At 66.9% G+C, this 19,291-nt stretch carries 14 protein-coding genes and 1 tRNA gene; 5 read left to right on the top strand and 10 right to left on the bottom strand.

All coding sequences use genetic code 11. From position 1 onward, the window contains the following. Positions 1–232: 232 nt before the first annotated feature. The 6 genes from rho to argS form a co-directional block, all read right to left on the bottom strand. Positions 233–2,347 carry a transcription termination factor Rho gene (gene rho, locus IEW19_RS08135; protein WP_188571149.1) on the bottom strand — a complete coding sequence of 705 codons (2,115 nt, stop codon included), beginning with the start codon at positions 2,345–2,347 and terminating at the stop codon, positions 233–235. 293 nt (positions 2,348–2,640) lie between these two features. Further along, positions 2,641–3,615 carry a homoserine kinase gene (gene thrB / locus IEW19_RS08130; protein WP_188571148.1) on the bottom strand — a complete coding sequence of 325 codons (975 nt, stop codon included), beginning with the start codon at positions 3,613–3,615 and terminating at the stop codon, positions 2,641–2,643. Between the two features lie 2 nt (positions 3,616–3,617). Further along, positions 3,618–4,724 carry a threonine synthase gene (thrC, locus tag IEW19_RS08125; RefSeq protein ID WP_188571147.1) on the bottom strand — a complete coding sequence of 369 codons (1,107 nt, stop codon included), beginning with the start codon at positions 4,722–4,724 and terminating at the stop codon, positions 3,618–3,620. After that, complete coding sequence (locus IEW19_RS08120) at positions 4,725–6,041, bottom strand: homoserine dehydrogenase (protein WP_188571146.1); 1,317 nt, start codon at positions 6,039–6,041, stop codon at positions 4,725–4,727. Further along, positions 6,042–7,517: a diaminopimelate decarboxylase gene (gene lysA, locus IEW19_RS08115; RefSeq protein ID WP_188571145.1), complete on the bottom strand. Its 1,476-nt coding sequence runs from the start codon at positions 7,515–7,517 to the stop codon at positions 6,042–6,044. It lies immediately after the preceding gene. Positions 7,518–7,521: 4 nt separating this feature from the next. Further along, positions 7,522–9,186 carry an arginine--tRNA ligase gene (gene argS, locus IEW19_RS08110; protein WP_188571144.1) on the bottom strand — a complete coding sequence of 555 codons (1,665 nt, stop codon included), beginning with the start codon at positions 9,184–9,186 and terminating at the stop codon, positions 7,522–7,524. 418 nt (positions 9,187–9,604) lie between these two features. Between argS and IEW19_RS24115 the strand changes: the two genes are divergently transcribed. Together IEW19_RS24115 and IEW19_RS08105 are read left to right on the top strand one after the other, a co-directional pair. Beyond that, on the top strand, positions 9,605–9,730 hold the full coding sequence (locus tag IEW19_RS24115) for a hypothetical protein (protein ID WP_308419989.1): 126 nt from the start codon (positions 9,605–9,607) through the stop codon (positions 9,728–9,730). Positions 9,731–9,779: 49 nt separating this feature from the next. Beyond that, a tRNA-Arg gene (locus IEW19_RS08105) sits at positions 9,780–9,852 on the top strand. Positions 9,853–10,153: 301 nt separating this feature from the next. On the opposite strand, the gene IEW19_RS08100 is transcribed toward IEW19_RS08105, so the two are convergent. After that, complete coding sequence (locus IEW19_RS08100; protein WP_188571143.1) at positions 10,154–11,104, bottom strand: cation diffusion facilitator family transporter; 951 nt, start codon at positions 11,102–11,104, stop codon at positions 10,154–10,156. A gap of 126 nt (positions 11,105–11,230) precedes the next feature. Between IEW19_RS08100 and IEW19_RS08095 the strand changes: the two genes are divergently transcribed. The 3 genes from IEW19_RS08095 to hrpA all read left to right on the top strand — a co-directional run bounded on the left by IEW19_RS08095 (position 11,231) and on the right by hrpA (position 16,738). Continuing rightward, positions 11,231–12,283, top strand: a complete 1,053-nt coding sequence (locus IEW19_RS08095; RefSeq protein ID WP_188571142.1) for a M4 family metallopeptidase — start codon at positions 11,231–11,233, stop codon at positions 12,281–12,283. Between the two features lie 60 nt (positions 12,284–12,343). Beyond that, positions 12,344–12,685 carry a protealysin inhibitor emfourin gene (locus IEW19_RS08090; RefSeq protein WP_188571141.1) on the top strand — a complete coding sequence of 114 codons (342 nt, stop codon included), beginning with the start codon at positions 12,344–12,346 and terminating at the stop codon, positions 12,683–12,685. A 63-nt stretch (positions 12,686–12,748) separates the two neighbouring features. Further along, positions 12,749–16,738 (top strand): ATP-dependent RNA helicase HrpA, encoded by a 3,990-nt coding sequence (gene hrpA, locus IEW19_RS08085; protein ID WP_188571140.1) that lies wholly within the window; start codon positions 12,749–12,751, stop codon positions 16,736–16,738. Between the two features lie 67 nt (positions 16,739–16,805). Here hrpA and IEW19_RS08080 read toward each other — a convergent pair whose 3' ends face one another. The 3 genes from IEW19_RS08080 to IEW19_RS08070 are packed head-to-tail and all read right to left on the bottom strand — an operon-like array spanning position 16,806 to position 19,290. After that, positions 16,806–17,234, bottom strand: a complete 429-nt coding sequence (locus IEW19_RS08080) for an HIT family protein (protein ID WP_188571139.1) — start codon at positions 17,232–17,234, stop codon at positions 16,806–16,808. After that, positions 17,231–18,400, bottom strand: coding sequence for an NAD(P)-dependent alcohol dehydrogenase (locus tag IEW19_RS08075; protein WP_229748382.1), 1,170 nt, complete (start codon positions 18,398–18,400; stop codon positions 17,231–17,233). The genes IEW19_RS08080 and IEW19_RS08075 overlap by 4 nt, the downstream gene beginning before the upstream one ends. Next, entirely contained in the window at positions 18,397–19,290 is an 894-nt protein-coding gene (locus tag IEW19_RS08070) for a sulfurtransferase (RefSeq protein ID WP_188571138.1), read from the bottom strand. The genes IEW19_RS08075 and IEW19_RS08070 overlap by 4 nt, the downstream gene beginning before the upstream one ends. Position 19,291: the final 1 nt, after the last annotated feature.

Here is a 19,291-nt window from a genome sequence, read left to right as displayed (position 1 = left end):
TGGGAAACAGTCTAGTTTCGCCGAGCGACTGGTGAGACAACAGCGTGGCGTTCGGATTTTGCCGCCCCGGGAGTGGCATCGGGCCTGCCGGAGCTGGGAGGCTGACGATCGAAGATCGAAAGCCTCCCAGCGGAGGGGCGGGGGCGGCAAAATCCGAACGACAAAGGGGCGGGAGCGGAACATCCGCGCGGCACCCACCGCACGAACGCTCCAGCGCCCGCCCCGAACTCAGCTACTTGTCGTTATCCGACTTCGCACCAAGCGTCGTCTTCTGGACCTGCATGAGGAACTCGACGTTGCTCTGGGTTTCCCGGATCTTGTTGGTGAGCAGTTCAAGGCTCTGCTGGGTTTCGAGTCCGGAGAGGACGCGGCGCAGCTTCCACATGATCTTGACTTCCTCGGGCGAGAGGAGGTTCTCCTCGCGCCGGGTGCCGGAGGCGTTGACGTCCACGGCGGGGAAGATGCGCTTGTCGGCCAGCTGGCGGGACAGGCGGAGCTCCATGTTTCCGGTGCCCTTGAACTCTTCGAAGATGACCTCGTCCATCTTGGAGCCGGTCTCGACGAGGGCGGTGGCCAGAATGGTGAGCGAGCCGCCGTTTTCGATGTTGCGGGCGGCACCGAAGAAGCGCTTGGGCGGGTAGAGGGCTGCGGAGTCCACACCACCGGACAGGATGCGGCCGGAGGCCGGTGCTGCCAGGTTGTAGGCACGGCCCAGGCGGGTCATGGAGTCCAGCAGGACCACCACGTCCATGCCCATTTCCACCAGGCGCTTGGCGCGTTCGATGGAGAGTTCGGCCACGGTGGTGTGGTCGTCGGCGGGACGGTCGAAGGTGGAGGCAATGACCTCGCCCTTGACGGTGCGCTGCATGTCCGTGACTTCTTCGGGGCGTTCGTCAACCAGCACCATCATGAGGTGGACCTCAGGGTTGTTGGTGGTGATCGCGTTGGCGATGGACTGCAGGATGAGCGTCTTGCCGGCCTTTGGCGGGGAGACAATCAGGCCACGCTGGCCCTTGCCGATCGGAGCCACGAGGTCGATGACGCGGGGACCGATCTTCTTGGGGTCGGTCTCCAGGCGCAGGCGCTCGGACGGGTACAGCGGAACCAGCTTGGCGAACTCGACGCGGTCCTTGAGTTCTTCGGCGGTCTTGCCGTTCACGGACGTGACGCGGACCAGGGCGTTGAACTTCTGGCGGTTTGACTGCTGGTTGCGGTCCTCGCCCTCGCGGGGTGCACGGATTGCGCCGACAACGGCGTCACCCTTGCGCAGGTTGTACTTCTTGACCTGGGCCAGGGACACGTAGACGTCGTTGGGGCCGGGCAGGTAGCCGGAGGTGCGAATGAACGCGTAGTTTTCCAGGACGTCCAGGATGCCGGCGACCGGCAGCAGCACGTCGTCCTCGGTGACCTCGACGTCGTCCACGTCCGGGCCCTGGTTGCGGCCGCGGCGGCGGTCGTTGCGGTCGCGGAAGCGATCGTTGCGGGAGTTGTCCCGGTCCTGGCCGCCGGAACGGTCGTTCCGGTCATTCCGGTCGCGGCGGTTCCGGCGGTTGCGGCGGCTTCCGCCGTCCGTGTCCTCGCCGTCGCGGGTGTCCCGGCCGCCTTCCCGCTGGCCTGCCTCGCGACTGCCGGCGTTGTCGCGGCCATCGGATTCGCGGGAGTCGCGGCCACGCGTGCGGCCGCCTTCACGGCGCTCGGTGCGCTGGCCGCCGTCGCCCGTTTCAGCTGCAGGGGCTTCGGCGCGCTGCTCGCCTGAACGCTGTTCCGCGGCCGGCTGCTCTGCCGGGGTTTCCACCGGTGCTTCCTGGACGGAGGCGGCAGCGGCTTCGCTGCGGCGGCGGTCGCGGGTGCGGGGCTGGCGGCGCTCGGGGGCGCCTTCCGTTGCTTCTGCGGCTTCCGCAGGGGCGGCCGACGGCGCCTCGACAGTTGCGGCGGCAGGCGCGGCAGCTGTTTCCACAACGGGAGCTTCGGCTGCCGGCGCAACGACGCCGTCACTGACGGCCCGGCGGCTGCGTCCGCGTCCGCGGGCACGGGTGCCTTCCGCGGCGGCTTCCGGGACGGAGGCTGGTGCCGCTGCGGCCGGGGCCACAGTGTTTTCCGAAGCCCTTTCCGTTGCCTTCGCGGGGGCTTTTGCAGTGAGGGTCCCTGCACGATGGGCGGAGATGGCCGAGACCAGGTCCCCCTTGCGCATGCGGGAGCCACCGGAGATGCCGAGCTGGCTGGCGAGGGCCTGCAGCTGGGCGAGCTTCAGGCCGGCGAGGCCGCTGCTCTTGGCGGGTGCGGCCGGTGATTCGGCAGCAGAAGTTGTGTGTTCCACAGCTGGCGACAGCTCAGTGGTTTCGGTCACGAAGGATCCTTCCCCCTCGACGGCGTCCAGACTGGGAGCTGGACGCGATGATTTGATCTGGGCTGCAGTTCAGATCTGCAGCCGGGATTTCGGCCTTGCCGGTTGGATTTCGGCCAGCAGGGCCGGATACTGATTCACCTTGCGCTGCGCCCATGGCGCGGCGCCGGACTGACGGTTCAGGGGCAGTTGTATGCTGCAGATTCCTGCGACAGACCAAGCAGGCGGCACCGGAATACATTCACAGTGGTAGATCAAATCGCAACTGAATGCAGGAGCAGATCAGATAAGCGGAATTACCGCCGGTGCAAGTCAACCTTAGCACCTTCAACGTCCACTGCGAGCTTCAGGACGCGCCAGCCGATGTCCGGCGTGTTCTCCGCCGTAAAGGCTTCAATGAAGGCCAGTGCATTACTGGCCTGGGCTTCACCGTTTGCCAGCACCAGGACGGTTGGCCCGGCCCCGGAAACCACTGCCGCGTAGCCCGCTTTACGGAGTGCGCCGATCAGCGCGGCACTGGGCCGCATGGCCTCCGCCCGGTAGCTCTGGTGCAGGTAGTCCTCGGTGCCCGGCAGCAGGAATTCAGGCTTCTGCGTCAGCGCGTGGATTAGCAGTGCCGCACGGCCGGAGTTCATTGCGGCTGCGTGGTGGCCCACCGATGCCGGCAGCAGGGCGCGGGCGGCTTCGGTGGACAGTTCGAAGTCGGGCACCGCCACAATGGGGATGACAGAGGCGGCAACGGCGGCACTGGTGCTGCTGTACTGCTCACTGTCCTGCCATGACAGCGCCAGTCCGCCGAAAATCGCGGGTGCCACGTTGTCCGGATGGCCTTCCAGTTCGCTGGTGAGCTGGAGGATCCATTCCTTTCCACGCCGGCTTTCAGCGGGCACCATGGCGTTGGCGGCCGAGACCGCTGCGACCACGGCGGACGCGGAGGAGCCCAGCCCGCGGCCGTGCGGGTTTACGTTTTCGGCAACCACCTTCAGGCCGCCGTGTCGGTAGCCCAGCCTTTCGAAGGCCAGGTCCATTGCGCGGACCACCAGGTGGCTGGCGTCCCGCGGCAGGGTGTCGGATCCCTCGCCGCGGAGCTCGAACACGAGTTCGTCCGTGTCCAGGCTTTCCACGGTGAGGGTGTCGTGCAGGGCCAGCGCGAGGCCCAGGCTGTCGTAGCCGGGACCGAGGTTGGCCGTGGTGGCGGGGACTCGGACGGTGACGCGCTGGCCCGGCTCGATCAGGTGCAGTCCGACGGCGGCCTGCGAGGTGGTGTCCAAGGCTATTTTTCTTCCAGTCCCAGCTCAGCGGCAACGGTGACCACGTCGTTCGGAACCTTGATCGGCTGGACATCGCTGCCGTCCTCGGTACGCAGGGCCCATTGGGGGTCCTTGAGTCCGTGCCCGGTGACGGTGATGACGATGGTCTTCCCGCTGGGGACCTCGCCGGCGGCGTGCTTCTTGAGCAGCCCGGCCACGCCTGCTGCGGAACCGGGTTCCACGAAGACGCCTTCCTTTGATGAGAGCCAGCGGTGCGCGTTCAGGATTTCCTCATCCGTGACGGCCTCGATGAGGCCGCCGGATTCGTCGCGTGCGCCCACAGCGCCGTCCCAGGATGCGGGGTTGCCAATGCGGATGGCCGTGGCGATGGTGTCAGGCTCGCTGATGGGGTGGCCCGCAACGAAAGGTGCGGCCCCGGCAGCCTGGAAGCCCCACATCGCAGGAGTCTTGGTGGACACCGCGGGCAGGGTGCCGGCAGTGTCGGATTCGAAGGGCGCGGAGTATTCCTTGTAGCCCTTCCAGTAGGCGGTGATGTTGCCGGCGTTGCCCACGGGCAGGACGTGGATGTCCGGTGCATCGCCCAGGGCGTCGACCACTTCGAAGGCGCCGGTCTTCTGGCCCTGGATGCGTGCGGGGTTGACGGAGTTGACCAGGAAGACGGGGTAGGACTCCCCCAGCTTGCGGGCGATGTCCAGGCAGTTGTCGAAGTTGCCGTCCACCTGGAGCAGGGTGGCACCGTGGGCGATGGCCTGGCTGAGCTTGCCCATGGAAATCTTGCCTTCGGGCACCAGGACGGCGCACTGCAGGCCGGCGGCCGTTGCATACGCCGCGGCGGAAGCGGACGTGTTGCCGGTGGAAGCGCACACAACGGCCTTGGCACCGGAGGCCACCGCAGCCGTCATGGCCATCGTCATGCCACGGTCCTTGAAGGAGCCGGTGGGGTTCATCCCCTCCACCTTCAGGTAGACCTCGGAACCGGTGAGTTCGGAAAGCTTCTGCGCGTGCACCAGCGGAGTGCCGCCCTCACCGAGGGTGATGACCTTGGTGGACTCCGTCACGGGCAGACGGTCAGCGTATTCGCGGATGACGCCGCGCCATTGGTGAGCCACTTAGACTCCTTCTACCCGCAGAACGGATGTAACTGAATTGATGACGTCCAGGCCCTTGACGGCCTCGACGGTGGCTGCGAGGGCAGCCTCTGACGCGCGGTGGGTGACAATCCGCAGTTCGGCCGACTCCACGTTGGACTCCGCGTCGCGGTGGATGGTCTGCCGCATGATTTCAATGGAGACGCCGTGCTCGGCGAACAGCTGGGCGATCTTGGCCAGAACACCGGGCTGGTCGGCAACGTCGAGGCCGATGTAGTAACTCGTGGTGGCCGCATCGATGGGCAGCGCTGGAACGTGCCCCGTGGTGGTTTCGGTGCGTCCGGGACCGCCCAGGACCAAGCGGCGCGCTGCCGAGACGAGGTCACCCAGTACGGCCGAGGCCGTGGGGGTTCCGCCGGCGCCCTGGCCGTAGAACATCAGTTCGCCCGCGTTCTCCGCTTCGATGAAGACGGCGTTGAAGGCACCGCGGACGGCGGCCAGCGGGTGTTCGCGCGGAAGGAGGGTGGGGTGTACGCGGACTGACACGCCTTCCTTGCCGTTGGCGTCAGTCAGTTTCTCGGCGATGGCCAGCAGCTTGATGACGAAGCCGGCCTCCTTGGCGGCGGCGATGTCCGACGCGCTCACGGACGTGATGCCCTCGCAGTGGACATCGTCCAGGGCAAAGCGGGTGTGGAAGGACAGCGAGGCAAGGATGGCGGCCTTCGCTGCGGCGTCGTGGCCTTGGACGTCGGCGGTGGGGTCCGCTTCGGCGTAGCCAAGGCGCTGGGCTTCGGCGAGGGCGTCCGCGAACTGGGCGCCGGTGGTGTCCATCTGGTCAAGGATGAAGTTGGTGGTGCCGTTGACGATGCCCAGCACGCGAGTGATCCGGTCGCCGGAGAGGCTGTCGCGGATGGGGCGCAGGATGGGGATGGCTCCGGCCACTGCAGCCTCGTAGGAGAGCTGGACGCCTGCTTTGTCGGCCTCTTCGTAGAGGGTGGGCCCGTCCTGCGCCAGGAGCGCCTTGTTGCCGGTGACCACGCACGCGCCGTTGCTCAGGGCTGAGAGGATCAGCGTGCGGGCGGGTTCGATGCCGCCCATCAGTTCGATGACAAGGTCTGCGTCCTTGACCAGGGTTTCGGCGTCGGTGGTGAAGAGCTCCTGCGGCAGGTCCACGTCGCGGGGGGCGTTGACGTTGCGCACGGCGATGCCGCTGAGCTGCAGGCGGGCACCGGTACGGGCGGCAAGGGCGTCGGCGTCCTCAATAAGGATCCGCGCAACCTGGGCCCCAACGTTGCCACAGCCCAGCAGGGCCACTTTCAGCGTTCGCATTTCCGTCATTCAGGCTCCCATGTCGCGGTTCAGCAGATCTTCTTCGGTTTCCCCGCGGACAATCAGCCGGGCAGATCCGTCGCGCACCGCGACAACGCCCGGCCGGGCCAGATAGTTGTAGTTGCTCGAGAGGGCCCAGCAGTAGGCGCCGGTTCCCGGTACAGCAAGCAGATCACCGGCTGCCACGTCCCCGGGCAGATATACATCTCTAACAACTATGTCGCCGCTCTCGCAATGTTTGCCCACCACGCGGGACAGCTGCCCGGCCGCGCTTGATGTACGGGAGGCCAGGACGGCCGAATAATCCGCGTCGTACAGCACCGGGCGGGCGTTGTCGCTCATGCCGCCGTCCACCGAAACATAGCGGCGCGGATACGTAACGTTGTTGTCCGCGTCACGGCCGCCGGAAACGGCCGGCGCGTCCACGCGGACCGTTTTGAGCGTGCCCACCTCGTAGAGGGTGAAGGTGGTGCTGCCCACGATGGCGCGGCCCGGTTCTATGGAGATGCGCGGCGAGTCGATGCCCAGCTCGGCGGAGGTGGAACGCACGACGTCGGCCATCGCCGCCGCGATCTCCGCTGCGGGGCGGGGGGTGTCCACCGGAGTGTAGGCGATCCCGTACCCGCCGCCGAGGTCCAGTTCCGGCATGGTGATGGAGTATTTTTCCTGCATCGCGGCCAGGAAGCGCAGCAGCTTCTCGGCAGCCAGGGCAAAACCGTCCGGTTCGAAGATCTGCGAGCCGATGTGGCAGTGCAGGCCCAGCAACTCGATGCCGGGGTGCGCGGCGGCAGCCGCGACGGCTTCCTCCGCGGCCGACAGACCGGCCTGGCCAGTGGTGTCGCCGGCCATGGAGAGGCCGAACTTCTGGTCTTCGTGGGCGGTGGCGATGAACTCATGGGTGTGGGCGTGCACGCCGGGCGTGAGCCGCAGCATGACCTTGGCCTGTTCACCGCGGGCTTCAGCGAGGGCACCGACCCGGACCAGTTCGTCGAGGCTGTCCACCACAATCCGCCCCAGTTTCATGTCCAGGGCCCGGGTGACTTCGGCGTCGGACTTGTTGTTGCCGTGCAGCGCCACCCGCTCCCCCGCAATTCCGGCGCGCGCCGCAACGGCAAGTTCGCCGCCGGAGGCAGTGTCCAGGCGCAGCCCTTCCTCTTCCACCCACTTCACCACTGCGGTGCAGAGGAACGACTTCCCGGCGTAGTACACATCCACGCCGCCGCAGATATCGGCGAAAGCGGCGTCGAAGGAGTCCTTGAAAGCCCGTGCCCTGGCGCGGAAGTCCGCCTCGTCCAAGACGAACAGGGGGGTGCCGAACTGTTCCTTCAGGGCGGCAACGGAAACTCCCCCGACGGCCAGCCCGCCGTCGTCGTTCCGCTCAACCGTCTTGGCCCACAGGGGTTCCTGGAGGGCATTCAGGTCCTTGGGTACCGAAAGCCATTCCGGGGCCAGCGGTGAAGCGTTGGTGGTGTCCTGCGCAGTCACGGGGCTACATCCGTTCCGGCGCGGACACGCCGAGCAAGTCAAGGCCGTTGGCCAGCACCTGGCTCGTGGCGTCGTTGAGCCAGAGCCGGGTGCGGTTGAGGTCGGTGACGGGTTCTTCCCCCATGGGGGCAATACGGCAGGCGTCGTACCAGCGGTGGTAGGCGCCCGCGATGGCCTCAAGGTGCCGGGCCACGCGGTGCGGTTCGCGCAGTTCCGCAGCCTTGGCCACAATCGACGGGTAGCTGCCCAGGTAGGACAACAGCTCGTTTTCTGTGGCGTGGTCCAGCAGGGACGCGTCGAAGCTGTCCTGCCCATCCACGCGGCGCTCAACGCCGGCATCAACCGCATTGCGCGCTGCGCCGCGGGAACGCGCGTGGGCGTACTGCACGTAGAAGACCGGGTTCTCGTTGCTGTGCTTCTTCAGCAGCTCGGGGTCCAGCGTCAGTGGTGAATCGGCGGGGAACCGGGCCAGCGAGTAGCGGACAGCGTCCTTGCCCAGCCAGTCGATCAGGTCCTTGAGCTCGATGATGTTGCCGGCCCGCTTGGACAGCTTGGCACCGTTGACGGACACCAGCTGGCCGATGAGCACCTCGATGTTCACTTCGGGATCGTCACCGGCCGCGGCAGCGATGGCCTTGAGCCGGTTGATGTAGCCGTGGTGGTCGGCGCCCAGGAGGTAGATCTTTTCGGTGAAGCCGCGATCCTTCTTGGAGAGGTAGTAGGCAGCATCGGCAGCGAAGTAGGTGGGCTCGCCATTGGCGCGGACCATCACCCGGTCCTTGTCGTCGCCAAAGTCCGTGGTGCGCAGCCAGACCGCACCGCCGTCGTCGAACACGTGGCCCTGTTCGCGAAGGCGCGCAACGGCACTTTCGATGGCGCCGGCGTCGTGCAGTTCCTGCTCGGAGAAAAAGACGTCGAACTCAACGCCGAAGTCCGCCAGGGTGTCCTGGATGTCCTTCATCTGGACTTCGTAGGCGGCGGCACGGATGACCGGCAGGGCGGCGACTTCGGTGAGCTCGCGGATGTCCGGATGCGCGGTAAGGACCTCATGCCCAAGGTCGGAAATGTACTGTCCCGGGTACCCGCCGTCGGGCACGGGAAGCCCGTGCAGGCGGGAGTACACGGAGGTGGCGAAGGTGTTCATCTGCGAGCCGGCGTCGTTGATGTAGTACTCGGCCGTGACATCCGCGCCGGAAGCGCGCAGCACGCGCGCAATGGAGTCCCCCAGTGCAGCCCAGCGGGTGTGGCCAATGTGCAGTGGCCCGGTGGGATTCGCGGACACGAACTCCATGTTGACGGTGTGCCCGGCGAGCGCGGTGTTGGTGCCGTATTCCTTGCCGGCCTCGACGATGGCCTTTGCCAGGGCACCGGCGGCTGCGGCGTCCACGGTGATGTTCAGGAATCCCGGGCCGGCGATGTCGACGGCGGAGACACCGTCTATGGACTTCAGCCGACTGCTGAGGACGGCGGCGAATTCGCGCGGGTTGGTGCCCGCCTGCTTGGCGAGCTGGAGGGCGATGTTGGTGGCCCAGTCGCCGTGGTCCCGGTTCTTGGGTCGCTCCACGCGCACCTCAGCCGGAATGGCTGATGCCGCAAGGGCAATATCGCCGGCGGCGACGGCGTCCCTGAGGCAGGCGGATATGGCGAGGGAAAGTTCTTCGGGAGTCACCCCTCTAGCCTACCGGGGGCCAGTGACAGCAAAGAATTTGAGGCCGGCCGGAGCCCCCGGGTGAACCTTTCGGGCAGATCCGGCGTTGTCCAGGGCGAAGCCACTGCCGCACGGCATGATCTCCGAGTGAAACGAGAGCCTTCATGAGACCCTCCACCCGCAAAAGCCCGCCCGTACCCGCAGGTCCCCCGGCACCGGGCGGCGCCCTCCGCCGGACCCTCTACGCCGGAATCGCCGGCTTATCACTGGCCGGAACCGTGGCGGGCTGCGCACCCTCGGCGAAGAGCTCCGGGATTCCGGCATCCGTGTACTGGTTCGGCTGGCGGACGGCTCCGAGCCGCCTTCCGGGCTGGGCTCCGCTTCCGCCAGTAGCGCCGGTGCCGAGCGCCGGCTGGATGGGCCGACGCTGGCGCGGATCGTGCCCGACATTGCCAGCCGGGACGCCTACATCTCCGGCTCCCCGGCCAGCGTTGCCACCCTCCGGCGCGCTGCCAAAAGAGCCGGTGCGCGGCGGGTCCACATCGATTCGTTCTCTGGTTACTGAGGTGCTAAGCTCTAGGACGTCCCGCCGGGAACGGCCGGATACCCTGATTGCCCTCGTAGCTCAGGGGATAGAGCGTCTGCCTCCGGAGCAGAAGGTCGTAGGTTCGAATCCTATCGAGGGCACAAGAAAAACCCCCGCCGCTTCAAGGAATCGGCGGGGGTTTTGGATTTCCGTGTGGATCAGACCGTTCCCGGCCCTCCATCACTACCCGCAATAAATCCCGGCACGCTCCATCACTTCCCGCACCGAATCCCGGAACGCTCCATCAGTTGTTACTCCGAACGCAGCGGGCCCCACGTTTCACGCGGCAGCACCGCCGTCGAACGTCACCAGGAAGTGATGGAGCGATGCCGCAAAAGCCGCAACAGCTGATAGAGCGTTGGCGGTGCGGGGCCGGCAAGAAGACAAAAGCATGCAAAGGCGTCAAAACCGAAGGGCCGCCTCGTCCAGGGTTGCAAGGGTCAGCACGGCTTCCTCCACCGTTTCGTGGTCCTCCAACTCGCGCTCGATCCGGCGCAAAGCCACCGCCACCTCGTGCTCCGGGTGGTCCCCCTGCAGATCCACCGCCGCCACCAGGTACAGCTTGCGCGGGCCAACGAATTCCAGGTGCAGGTAGGTCAGCCGGGCGATGTCGCGGTGCTCCAGGACCCGCCGCGCCATGGAGTGTTCGATATCAGGCGTTACGCCCTGGCCAACCAGGAAGCGCCTGTTGCGGTCGATCAGGACAACGGCGACGACGGCGAGCAGCACGCCGACCACTATCGAACCGGTCGCATCGGGCAGCGGCGATCCGGTGACCTGGTGCAGGAACACACCCACGAACGCCACCACCAGGCCGATCAGCGCGGCCGCATCCTCCGCGAACACGGCCCGCAGGCTGGGATCGGAGCTGATGAGGACCTGCTCGAGCGTGTGCCGGTCCAGCTCGTGGGCCGCCTTCCGGGTTTGCCGGAACGCCTGGACGAACGAGATTCCTTCGAAGGCAAAGGCCACGGCCAGGACCACGTAGGCCACCACGAAGTCGGTCGCCGGCTCCGGCGCAAAGATCTGCTGGACGCCGTGCATGATGGACACCACCGCCCCGGCGGTAAAGAGGCCGAAAGCGGCAAACATCGACCAGACGTAGGCTTCCCGGCCGTATCCCATGGGGTGGCTCGCGTCCCGGGGCCGGGCAGACCGACGCTCCGCGAAGAACAGGAACACCTGGTTTCCGGTATCCGCCCAGGAATGCGCTGCCTCCGCAGTCATCGAGGCCGAGCCGGAAAGGACGGCAGCCACCGATTTCGCTGCCGCCACGAGCACATTGGCCACGAAGGCGATGATCACCGTCAGCAGGGTGGAGCTGGACTTGGTTTGCTTTTCGGTTTCGGCCATGCATTTACCGTACCCACGTGGGCCGGCTACAGCGCTTGGGAGCGCTACTGAATTCGTCGCGGCGGCATTCCGGTGATTGTCGGTGGCTCCTCGTAGTCTGAAAACCCCTAGCTGAGGGGGTACGCCATGCACGTTCCATTCTGTTCAATCGTTCCGCCGTACTTGTTGCGGCGGCTGGCGCTACAAGATGCGCCGGAATTCTCTTCCGCCGCAAACGCCGCCAGGAATGCCCTCGGCCACGTCGAATCATTCCAGGCTGCGCGTGCGCGGGCTGTGCCGGCCCTTCCGCCCGGCCTCCGCCAAGTGAAGCCCGGGCCGGTCAACCGAACCGTCTTCGATGCCGGCGACGAAGAAACCCTGCCGGGCAGGATGGTGCGGGAAGAAGGCGGACCGGCCACCGGCGATGCCGCGGCCAATGAAGCCTACGACGGCCTGGGACACACGCACCGGCTTTACGCCGACGCCTTCGGACGGGATTCTGTTGACGGCCGCGGACTGAAGCTTGACGCCACCGTGCATTTCGGCAGGCTCTACGACAATGCTTTCTGGAACGGCACCCAGATGGTTTTCGGTGATGGCGACGGTGACGTCTTTGAACGGTTCACGAAGTCCGTGAGCGTCATCGGACACGAACTGGCGCACGGCGTCACCCAATACTCCGCCGGGCTTGCCTACCGGAACCAGGCCGGTGCCCTGAACGAATCGATGTCCGACGTCTTCGGCGCGCTCGTTGAGCAGTTCGTGAAGAACCAGTCCGCAGGCCAAGCAAGCTGGCTGATCGGGGAAGGACTCTTCACACCCAAAGTCCAGGGGCTGGCCCTGCGGTCAATGAAGGCTCCCGGGACGGCGTACGACGACGACGTGCTGGGCAAGGACCCGCAGCCGGATTCCATGGACTCCTATGTGCGGACCAGCACGGACAATGGCGGCGTCCACATCAACTCCGGCATCCCCAACCGCGCCTTTTACCTGGTGGCGGCAGCCCTGGGCGGCCGCGCCTGGGAAGCGCCCGGCCGGATTTGGTACGAGACACTCACCAACGGTTCGTTGCCGTCCGCCGCCACGTTCACCGTCTTTGCCCGGGCAACGATACGTGTTGCCGCCGACCTGTTCGGCCCGGAGACCCGGGAGCATGACGCTGTACGGGCGGCGTGGGAAACTGTAAAGGTCAAGGTTTAGCCACTGCCCCGGATGCCCGCTTACCGGTGCGGGGCCATATGGAAGCCCAGGGGCCAGGCGATGAAGATCAAGGTGGAGCGCACCGGCGGAATCGCGGCTATGACAAGGGTGTGGACCGTGGACGCCCAAACGGACAGGGACCTTAGCCATTGGCAGCCCATTGTCGAAGCCTGCCCTTGGGATGCGGTGCCCAACACCCTGCGGGCAGCAGCTGTGGCCTTCGAGGCGCCACAGCCGGACCGTTTCATCTACTCCATCACGGCAGGGCAGCGCAGGGCTGCCCTGCCCGAACAGGCCCTCACCGGCCCGTGGCGCATTCTGGTTGACTCCGCACGGGCGGCCGCCGAGGAATCTTCCGGTGGCGGCGCCAGTCCCGGGGCGGATGCTAACGGTCCTGCCTGAGCGTGGGCTGCCGCAAGCCGCGCAGGAGGGGCCGTTCCCAACGGCAGTAGACTGTCTGCAGCCATGACTTTTCATATCTCCTATCCCGCCGAGCTGCCGGTTTCCGAGCGCCGCGAGGACCTGATGGCCGCCATCGCCGCCAACCAGGTGACCATCATCGCCGGCGAGACCGGCTCCGGAAAGACAACCCAGATTCCCAAAATGTGCCTGGAACTGGGCCTGGGCGAGAAGGGCCTGATCGGACACACGCAGCCCCGGCGGCTGGCGGCCCGGACGGTGGCCGAGCGCATTGCGGAGGAACTGGGCGTGGAGATCGGCCAGGAAGTGGGCTTCCAGGTCCGCTTCACAGGCGAGGTGAGCAAGGCGACCAAGGTCAAGCTGATGACCGACGGCATCCTGCTCGCCGAGATCCAGCGCGACAAGCTGCTGCGCAAATACAGCACCATCATCATCGACGAGGCCCACGAGCGCAGCCTCAACATCGACTTCATCCTGGGCTACCTCAAACGCATCCTGCCCCAGCGGCCGGACCTGAAGGTCATCATCACCTCGGCCACCATCGATCCGGAACGGTTCGCCAACCACTTCGGCACCCCCGAAGACCCTGCCCCCATCGTTGAGGTGTCCGGCCGGACATACCCCGTGGAAATCCGCTACCGCCCGCTCTCCCAGCCGAAGGAGGATGAGGAGGACGCCTCGGACGATGAACTCGAAGAAGACCGCGATCCCCTGGACGCCGTCTGCGATGCCGTGGACGAACTGGCGGCGGAGGCGCCCGGTGACATCCTCGTGTTCTTCTCCGGCGAGCGCGAGATCCGCGATGCCGCGGAGGCCCTGCAGTCCCGCATCCAGTCCAGCCGCAGGCTCGCCAACACCGAGATACTGCCCCTGTTCGCCCGCCTGAGCCTGCAGGAGCAGCACAAGGTGTTCCATCCGGGCAGCAAGCGACGGATCGTGCTGGCCACCAACGTGGCGGAAACATCGCTGACGGTTCCGGGCATCAAATACGTCATCGATACCGGAACGGCCCGCATTTCCCGGTATTCGCACCGGACCAAGGTCCAACGGCTGCCCATCGAGCGCGTCTCGCAGGCATCAGCCAACCAGCGGTCGGGCCGCTGCGGCCGCGTGTCCGACGGCATCGCCATCCGCCTGTATTCCGAGGAGGACTTCGAGTCCCGGCCCCGGTTCACCGATCCGGAAATCCTGCGGACCAACCTGGCCGCCGTCATCCTCCAGATGACCGCCATGGGCGTGGCAAAGGGCCACAAGGGCGTTGAGGACTTCCCGTTCGTCGAACCGCCGGAAACACGGGCCATCAACGACGGCGTCACCCTCCTTCGCGAGCTTGGCGCCCTGGCCCCTCCACGTCCCCAGGGCAAGGGCGGCAAGCCCGAAGCAGCCGGCGCGCGGGATGAGTCGAGGGGCGGCGGCCTCACCGCCGTCGGGCAACAACTTGCCCAGCTGCCCGTGGATCCCCGCCTGGGCCGGATGATCGTGGAAGCGGGAAAGCGCGGCTGCGTCCGGGAAGTCATGGTCCTGGCAGCCGCCCTCACCATCCAGGATCCGCGCGAACGGCCCACCGACAAGCAGCAGCTGGCCGCGGAAAAGCACAACCGCTTCCGGGACGAGAACTCGGACTTCACCGGCTACCTCAACCTCTGGAACTACCTGCAGGAGAAGCAGCAGGAGCTGTCCTCGTCGGCCTTCCGCCGGCTGTGCCGCGCCGAATTCATCAACTACCTCCGGGTGCGGGAATGGCAGGACCTCTTCGCCCAGCTGCGCCAGCTCGCCCGGCCGCTGGGGATCGCCCTCGACAACAAACGCCTTGCGGACCCCGTGGGCAACCATGACGGAATCCACATCAGCCTGCTCTCCGGGCTCCTGAGCCACATCGGCATCCTGGACGAGCGCAAGCGCGAGTACGCCGGTGCCCGCGGCAGCCGTTTCGCGATTTTCCCCGGGTCCGCGCTGTTCAAGAAGTCCCCCACGTTCGTCATGGCAGCGGAGTTGGTGGAAACCAGCCGGCTGTGGGCCAGGGTGGCCGCCCGCTTCGACCCCCTGTGGGCGGAGCAGGTGGCGCCGGATTTGGTGAAGCGCAGCTACAGCGAACCGCACTGGTCCACCAAGCAAGGCGCCGTGATGGCCTACGAAAAGGTGACCCTTTACGGCGTCCCGATTATCGCGCAGCGGCGGATCAACTACGGCCGGGTGGACCCCGTGGTGGCCCGTGAACTGTTCATCAGGCATGCCCTGGTGGAAGGCGACTGGCGTACCCACCACAAGTTCTTCCACCGTAACCGGGCGCTCCTGCATGAGGTGGAGGAACTCGAGGCCCGTATGCGCCGCCGCGACCTGCTGGTGGACGATGAGACGCTCTTCGAGTTCTACGATGCCAGGATCGGACCCGATGTGGTCTCCGAGCGGCATTTCGACAAGTGGTGGAAGGAAGCCCGGGCGGAGAACCCGGACCTCCTGGACTACGACAAGTCGCTGCTCCTCAGCGATGACGCCGATGACCTGGACGAATCCGCGTACCCGAAGACCTGGCTGCACAAGGGCTTCGAACTCCCCCTGGCCTACGAGTTCCATCCGGTGGCGCCGGGGTCTGCGCCAGACCCGTCCGACGGCGTCACGGCCGAAGTTCCGGTCCTGTTCCTCAACCAGCTCGACGACGGGCCGTTCCGGTGGCTGATCCCCGGCCAGCGTGTGGAGCTGGTGACCGCCCTGATCAAGTCGCTGCCCAAGCAGGTCCGCAAGAACTTCGTCCCCGCGCCCGACGTTGCCCGGCAGGCGGTGGCCATCCTCGAGTCGGATTTTGATCCTGCGACCGATGAGCTGGAACCTTCGCTGGAGCTCGCGCTGCGGCGGATCCGCGGTGCGGTCATCCCGCCCGGCTCGTGGAACTGGGACGCCGTCCCGCCACACCTGCGCGTGAGTTTCAAGGTGGTGGACAGCAAGGGCAAGGTCCTGGGCGATGGCAAGGACCTTGCTGATCTCCAGGAACAGCTGGCCCCTGCCACCCGGCGCGCCATTGCCGAATCGCTTGGCGCCACGCCCGCGTCCGCTGTCCGCGGAGCGGACGGTAAGGGGCAGCGCGGGAACGGCAAAGTGTCCGACGGCGGGTCGCCGGCACGGGGGCAGGCGGCCGGAGTGCCGGGAACCCCCGCCGCGGCCGGGTTCGTGGAGCAGGACGGGCTGACGGAATGGACCTTCGGCACCATCGAGCGCCAGGTGAGCAGCATGGTCAAGGGCCACACGGTCACCGGTTATCCGGCGCTGGTGGACCAGGGCAAGTCCGTGTCCCTGCGCGTGTTCCAGACGGCCGACGAACAGCTCGATGCGATGCGCGGCGGCGTGATCCGGCTGCTGGCCCTGCGCGTTCCGGCGCCGGACCGCTACGTCCTGGAGCACCTGAGCAACACCGAAAAGCTCACCTTCAGCCAGAACCCGCACGGTTCGGTAACCGCCCTCATCGCCGACTGCGCGCTGGCTGCCATCGACAAGCTCACGCCCCCGGAACTGCCGTGGGACCGCAAGGGGTTTGACGGGCTTTACGAGCTGGTGCGCGCCGAACTGATCGACACGGTCTTCACGGTCACAGCCGTTGTGGAGCGCATCCTGGCCAGTACCCGGCGGATCGAGAAGCAGCTCAAGGGCACCACCAGCCTGGCCCTGATCAGCGCGCTGAACGACATCAAGAGCCAGCTGGAACAACTGGTGTATCCGGGTTTCGTAGCACGCACGGGCTACGCCCAGCTCAGCCAGCTCCCGCGGTACCTGGCGGCGATCGAAAAGCGGCTGGAACGCCTGCCCGGAAATGTGCAGCGGGATGCCTTGAACATGGCGGCGGTCCAGCGGTTGGAGGACGACTATGACGACGCCGTCTCGGCGCTGCTGCCGGGACGGCGCGCCGGACGGGAGTTAACCCAGGTGCGCTGGATGCTCGAGGAGCTTCGGGTGAGCCTGTTCGCCGTCGAACTTGGTACCGCCTACTCGGTGTCCGAGAAGCGCATCCGGGCCGTACTCAACAAGGCACTTGCCCCGGCCTGAAATCCGGCATGACGTCCGGCCTGGATGCCGGGCCGCGCGGGGCGGGCATCCAGGCGGAACCAAGCTGCTATGCCGTGGGGACGAACTCCCCGTAGCCGGCGGCGCGGAGGCCTTCGCGCAGTTTCCCGGCGTTGGCGTCCAGGACGTTCGGGTCCGGGTTCTGGTCGGCCGAGCCGAAGTCGAAGTCGGCCATGCTTCGGGACGGCCACACGTGGACGTGCAGGTGGTTGATCTCGTAGCCAGCCACGATCAGGCCTGCGCGCCGGGCCCCGAAAATGTCCACCTGGACGGCACCGATGCGCCGTGCCACCTCCATGACCCTGGCAAGGGTCTCCGGCGCGGCATCCGTCCAGCGGTCCACCTCTTCGGTGGGAACCACCAGCGTGTGGCCGTCGGCGAGCGGACCGGTGGTGAGGAACGCCGCAACGTCGTCCTCGCGCCACACGAACCGGCCAGGGATCTCACCCTTCAGGATTTTCGTGAAAAGCGTGCTCATGCGTCTGCCTCCTCGGCGGGTGCCTGCAGGGTGCTGGTGTCCAGCACGAACCGGTATTTTACGTCGCCGGCGACCATGCGGTCGTAGGCCTCATTCAGCTGGGCGGCGGTCACCAACTCGATGTCGGCCACCACACCGTGTTCGGCGCAGAAGTCCAGCATTTCCTGGGTTTCGCCGATGCCCCCAATCAGCGATCCGGCATAGGCGATCCTGCGCCGGATCAGGGCGCCGGGACTGACAGGCGGCATGGCCTCGGCCGGCAGCCCCAGCTGGAACAGTGCCCCGTCCACGCGCAGGGTGCGGAAGAAGGGGTTCAGGTCGTGCGGGGCCGCAACCGTATCGATGATGAGGTCGACCGTGCGGTCTGCGGCGGCCATGGCCGCCGCGTCCCGCGACAGGACAACCCGGTCGGCACCCAGCTCCAGCGCGGCCGGGACCTTCGACTCCGACGTGGTGAACACCACCACCTCCGCACCCATGGCCTTGGCCAGCTTGACGGCCATGTGGCCCAGGCCCCCCAGTCCCACCACGCCTACAACGTCGCCGTCCTCGACACCAAAGTGCCGCAGCGGAGAGAAAGTGGTGACCCCGGCGCACAGCAGGGGCGCGACGGCGGCCGGGTCCAGTGACTCCGGTACCCGGAGGACGTAGCGGCGGTCCACCACGATCGACGAGGAGTAGCCGCCCTGGGTGATGGCGTCGCCGTTCCGGCGGTCCTTCGCACCGTAGGTGCCTGTCATCCCGTTTTCGCAGTACTGCTCAAGGCCGTCAAGGCAGCTGCCGCATGCGCGGCAGGAGTCCACCATGCAGCCCACGCCAACCCGGTCGCCGACGGCAAAGTCGGTGACGTCAGACCCGGTCCTGCTGACCGTTCCCACGATTTCGTGCCCGGGAACCAGGGGGTACGCCTGGCCGCCCCATTCGCCGCGGGTGGCATGCACGTCCGAGTGGCAGAGCCCGCAAAATTCGATGGCGATCTCGACGTCGTCCGGCTTGGGAGCGCGCCGGGCTACTGTCAGCGGCACCAGGCCGCTGTCCCCGGACACGGCACCATAGGCAGGGGCGCGCACGCCGGTGCCTTCCCCTGCGGCCCCTGTCGGCATGGCGTCAGGGACGGGGGCAATGGGTTTTGCAGGGGGCGGTGGTACGGGGCGTCCTGGTGTCATAGTGCGACGGTACCCCCGGCTCCTGCGGACTTTCCAGCCGGGGTTCCCCCGTCTCCGGGTTCCTCCCCCGTGGCCACCGGCAGTTCCGGGCGGTTGGACCACTCCGAGAATGAGCCGGGGTACAGCGCCGCGGAGAACCCGGCGAGTTCAAGGGCAGCCACCTCGTGGGCGGCTGTGACGCCGGACCCGCAATAGACAGCCACGGGCCGGCCGTCCTGGACGCCCAGGGATTCGAACCTCCGCCGCAGTTCCGCCGGCTGCAGGAAGCGACCGGCGCCGTCCACGTTCACGGTGGTAGGAGCGCTGACCGCTCCCGGGATATGGCCGGCGCGGGGATCAACAGGCTCAACCTCGCCCCGGTACCTCTCCCCTGCCCTTGCGTCGAGCAACAGGCCGCTGGCCGCCCAGGCGGCGGCAGCACCGGCGTCGGCCACGGGCATTTGTCCACTGCCCAGCTCCACGTCGCCGCGGGCTGGATGGAAAGGGCCGGCTTCAAGAGGCAGGCCGGCGGCACGCCAGGCGCCCAGGCCGCCGTCGAGCAGGTAGACGTCGGTGAGGCCTGCATCGCGCAGCATCCACCACAGCCTGGCCGCCGCCATGTTTGCGCTGTCATCATAGGCCACCACAACGTCGCCGTTGCTGACGCCCCAGCGCCGGGCCGACTCCTGGAACTGCCCGGCGGAGGGCAGCGGGTGCCGCCCCCGGTCCGGAACTCCCGGATCCGCAAGCTCCGTGGCGAGGTCCACGAACACCGCGCCCGGCAGGTGTTCTGCGAGATAGTGTTCATGGCCGTGCGGATCGCCCAGCGCCCACCGCACATCAAGCAGCACCGTCCGTTGCCCGGCGGCAAGCCTGGCTTCAAGGCCGGGGACGTCGATCAACGGCTTCATG

Origin of the sequence: Arthrobacter liuii (assembly GCF_014639275.1) — a bacterium.
GTDB classification, from domain to species: domain Bacteria; phylum Actinomycetota; class Actinomycetes; order Actinomycetales; family Micrococcaceae; genus Arthrobacter; species Arthrobacter liuii.
The sequence above is the reverse complement of the archived record's forward strand: the minus strand, read 5'-3'. Positions and strand labels throughout refer to the sequence as shown.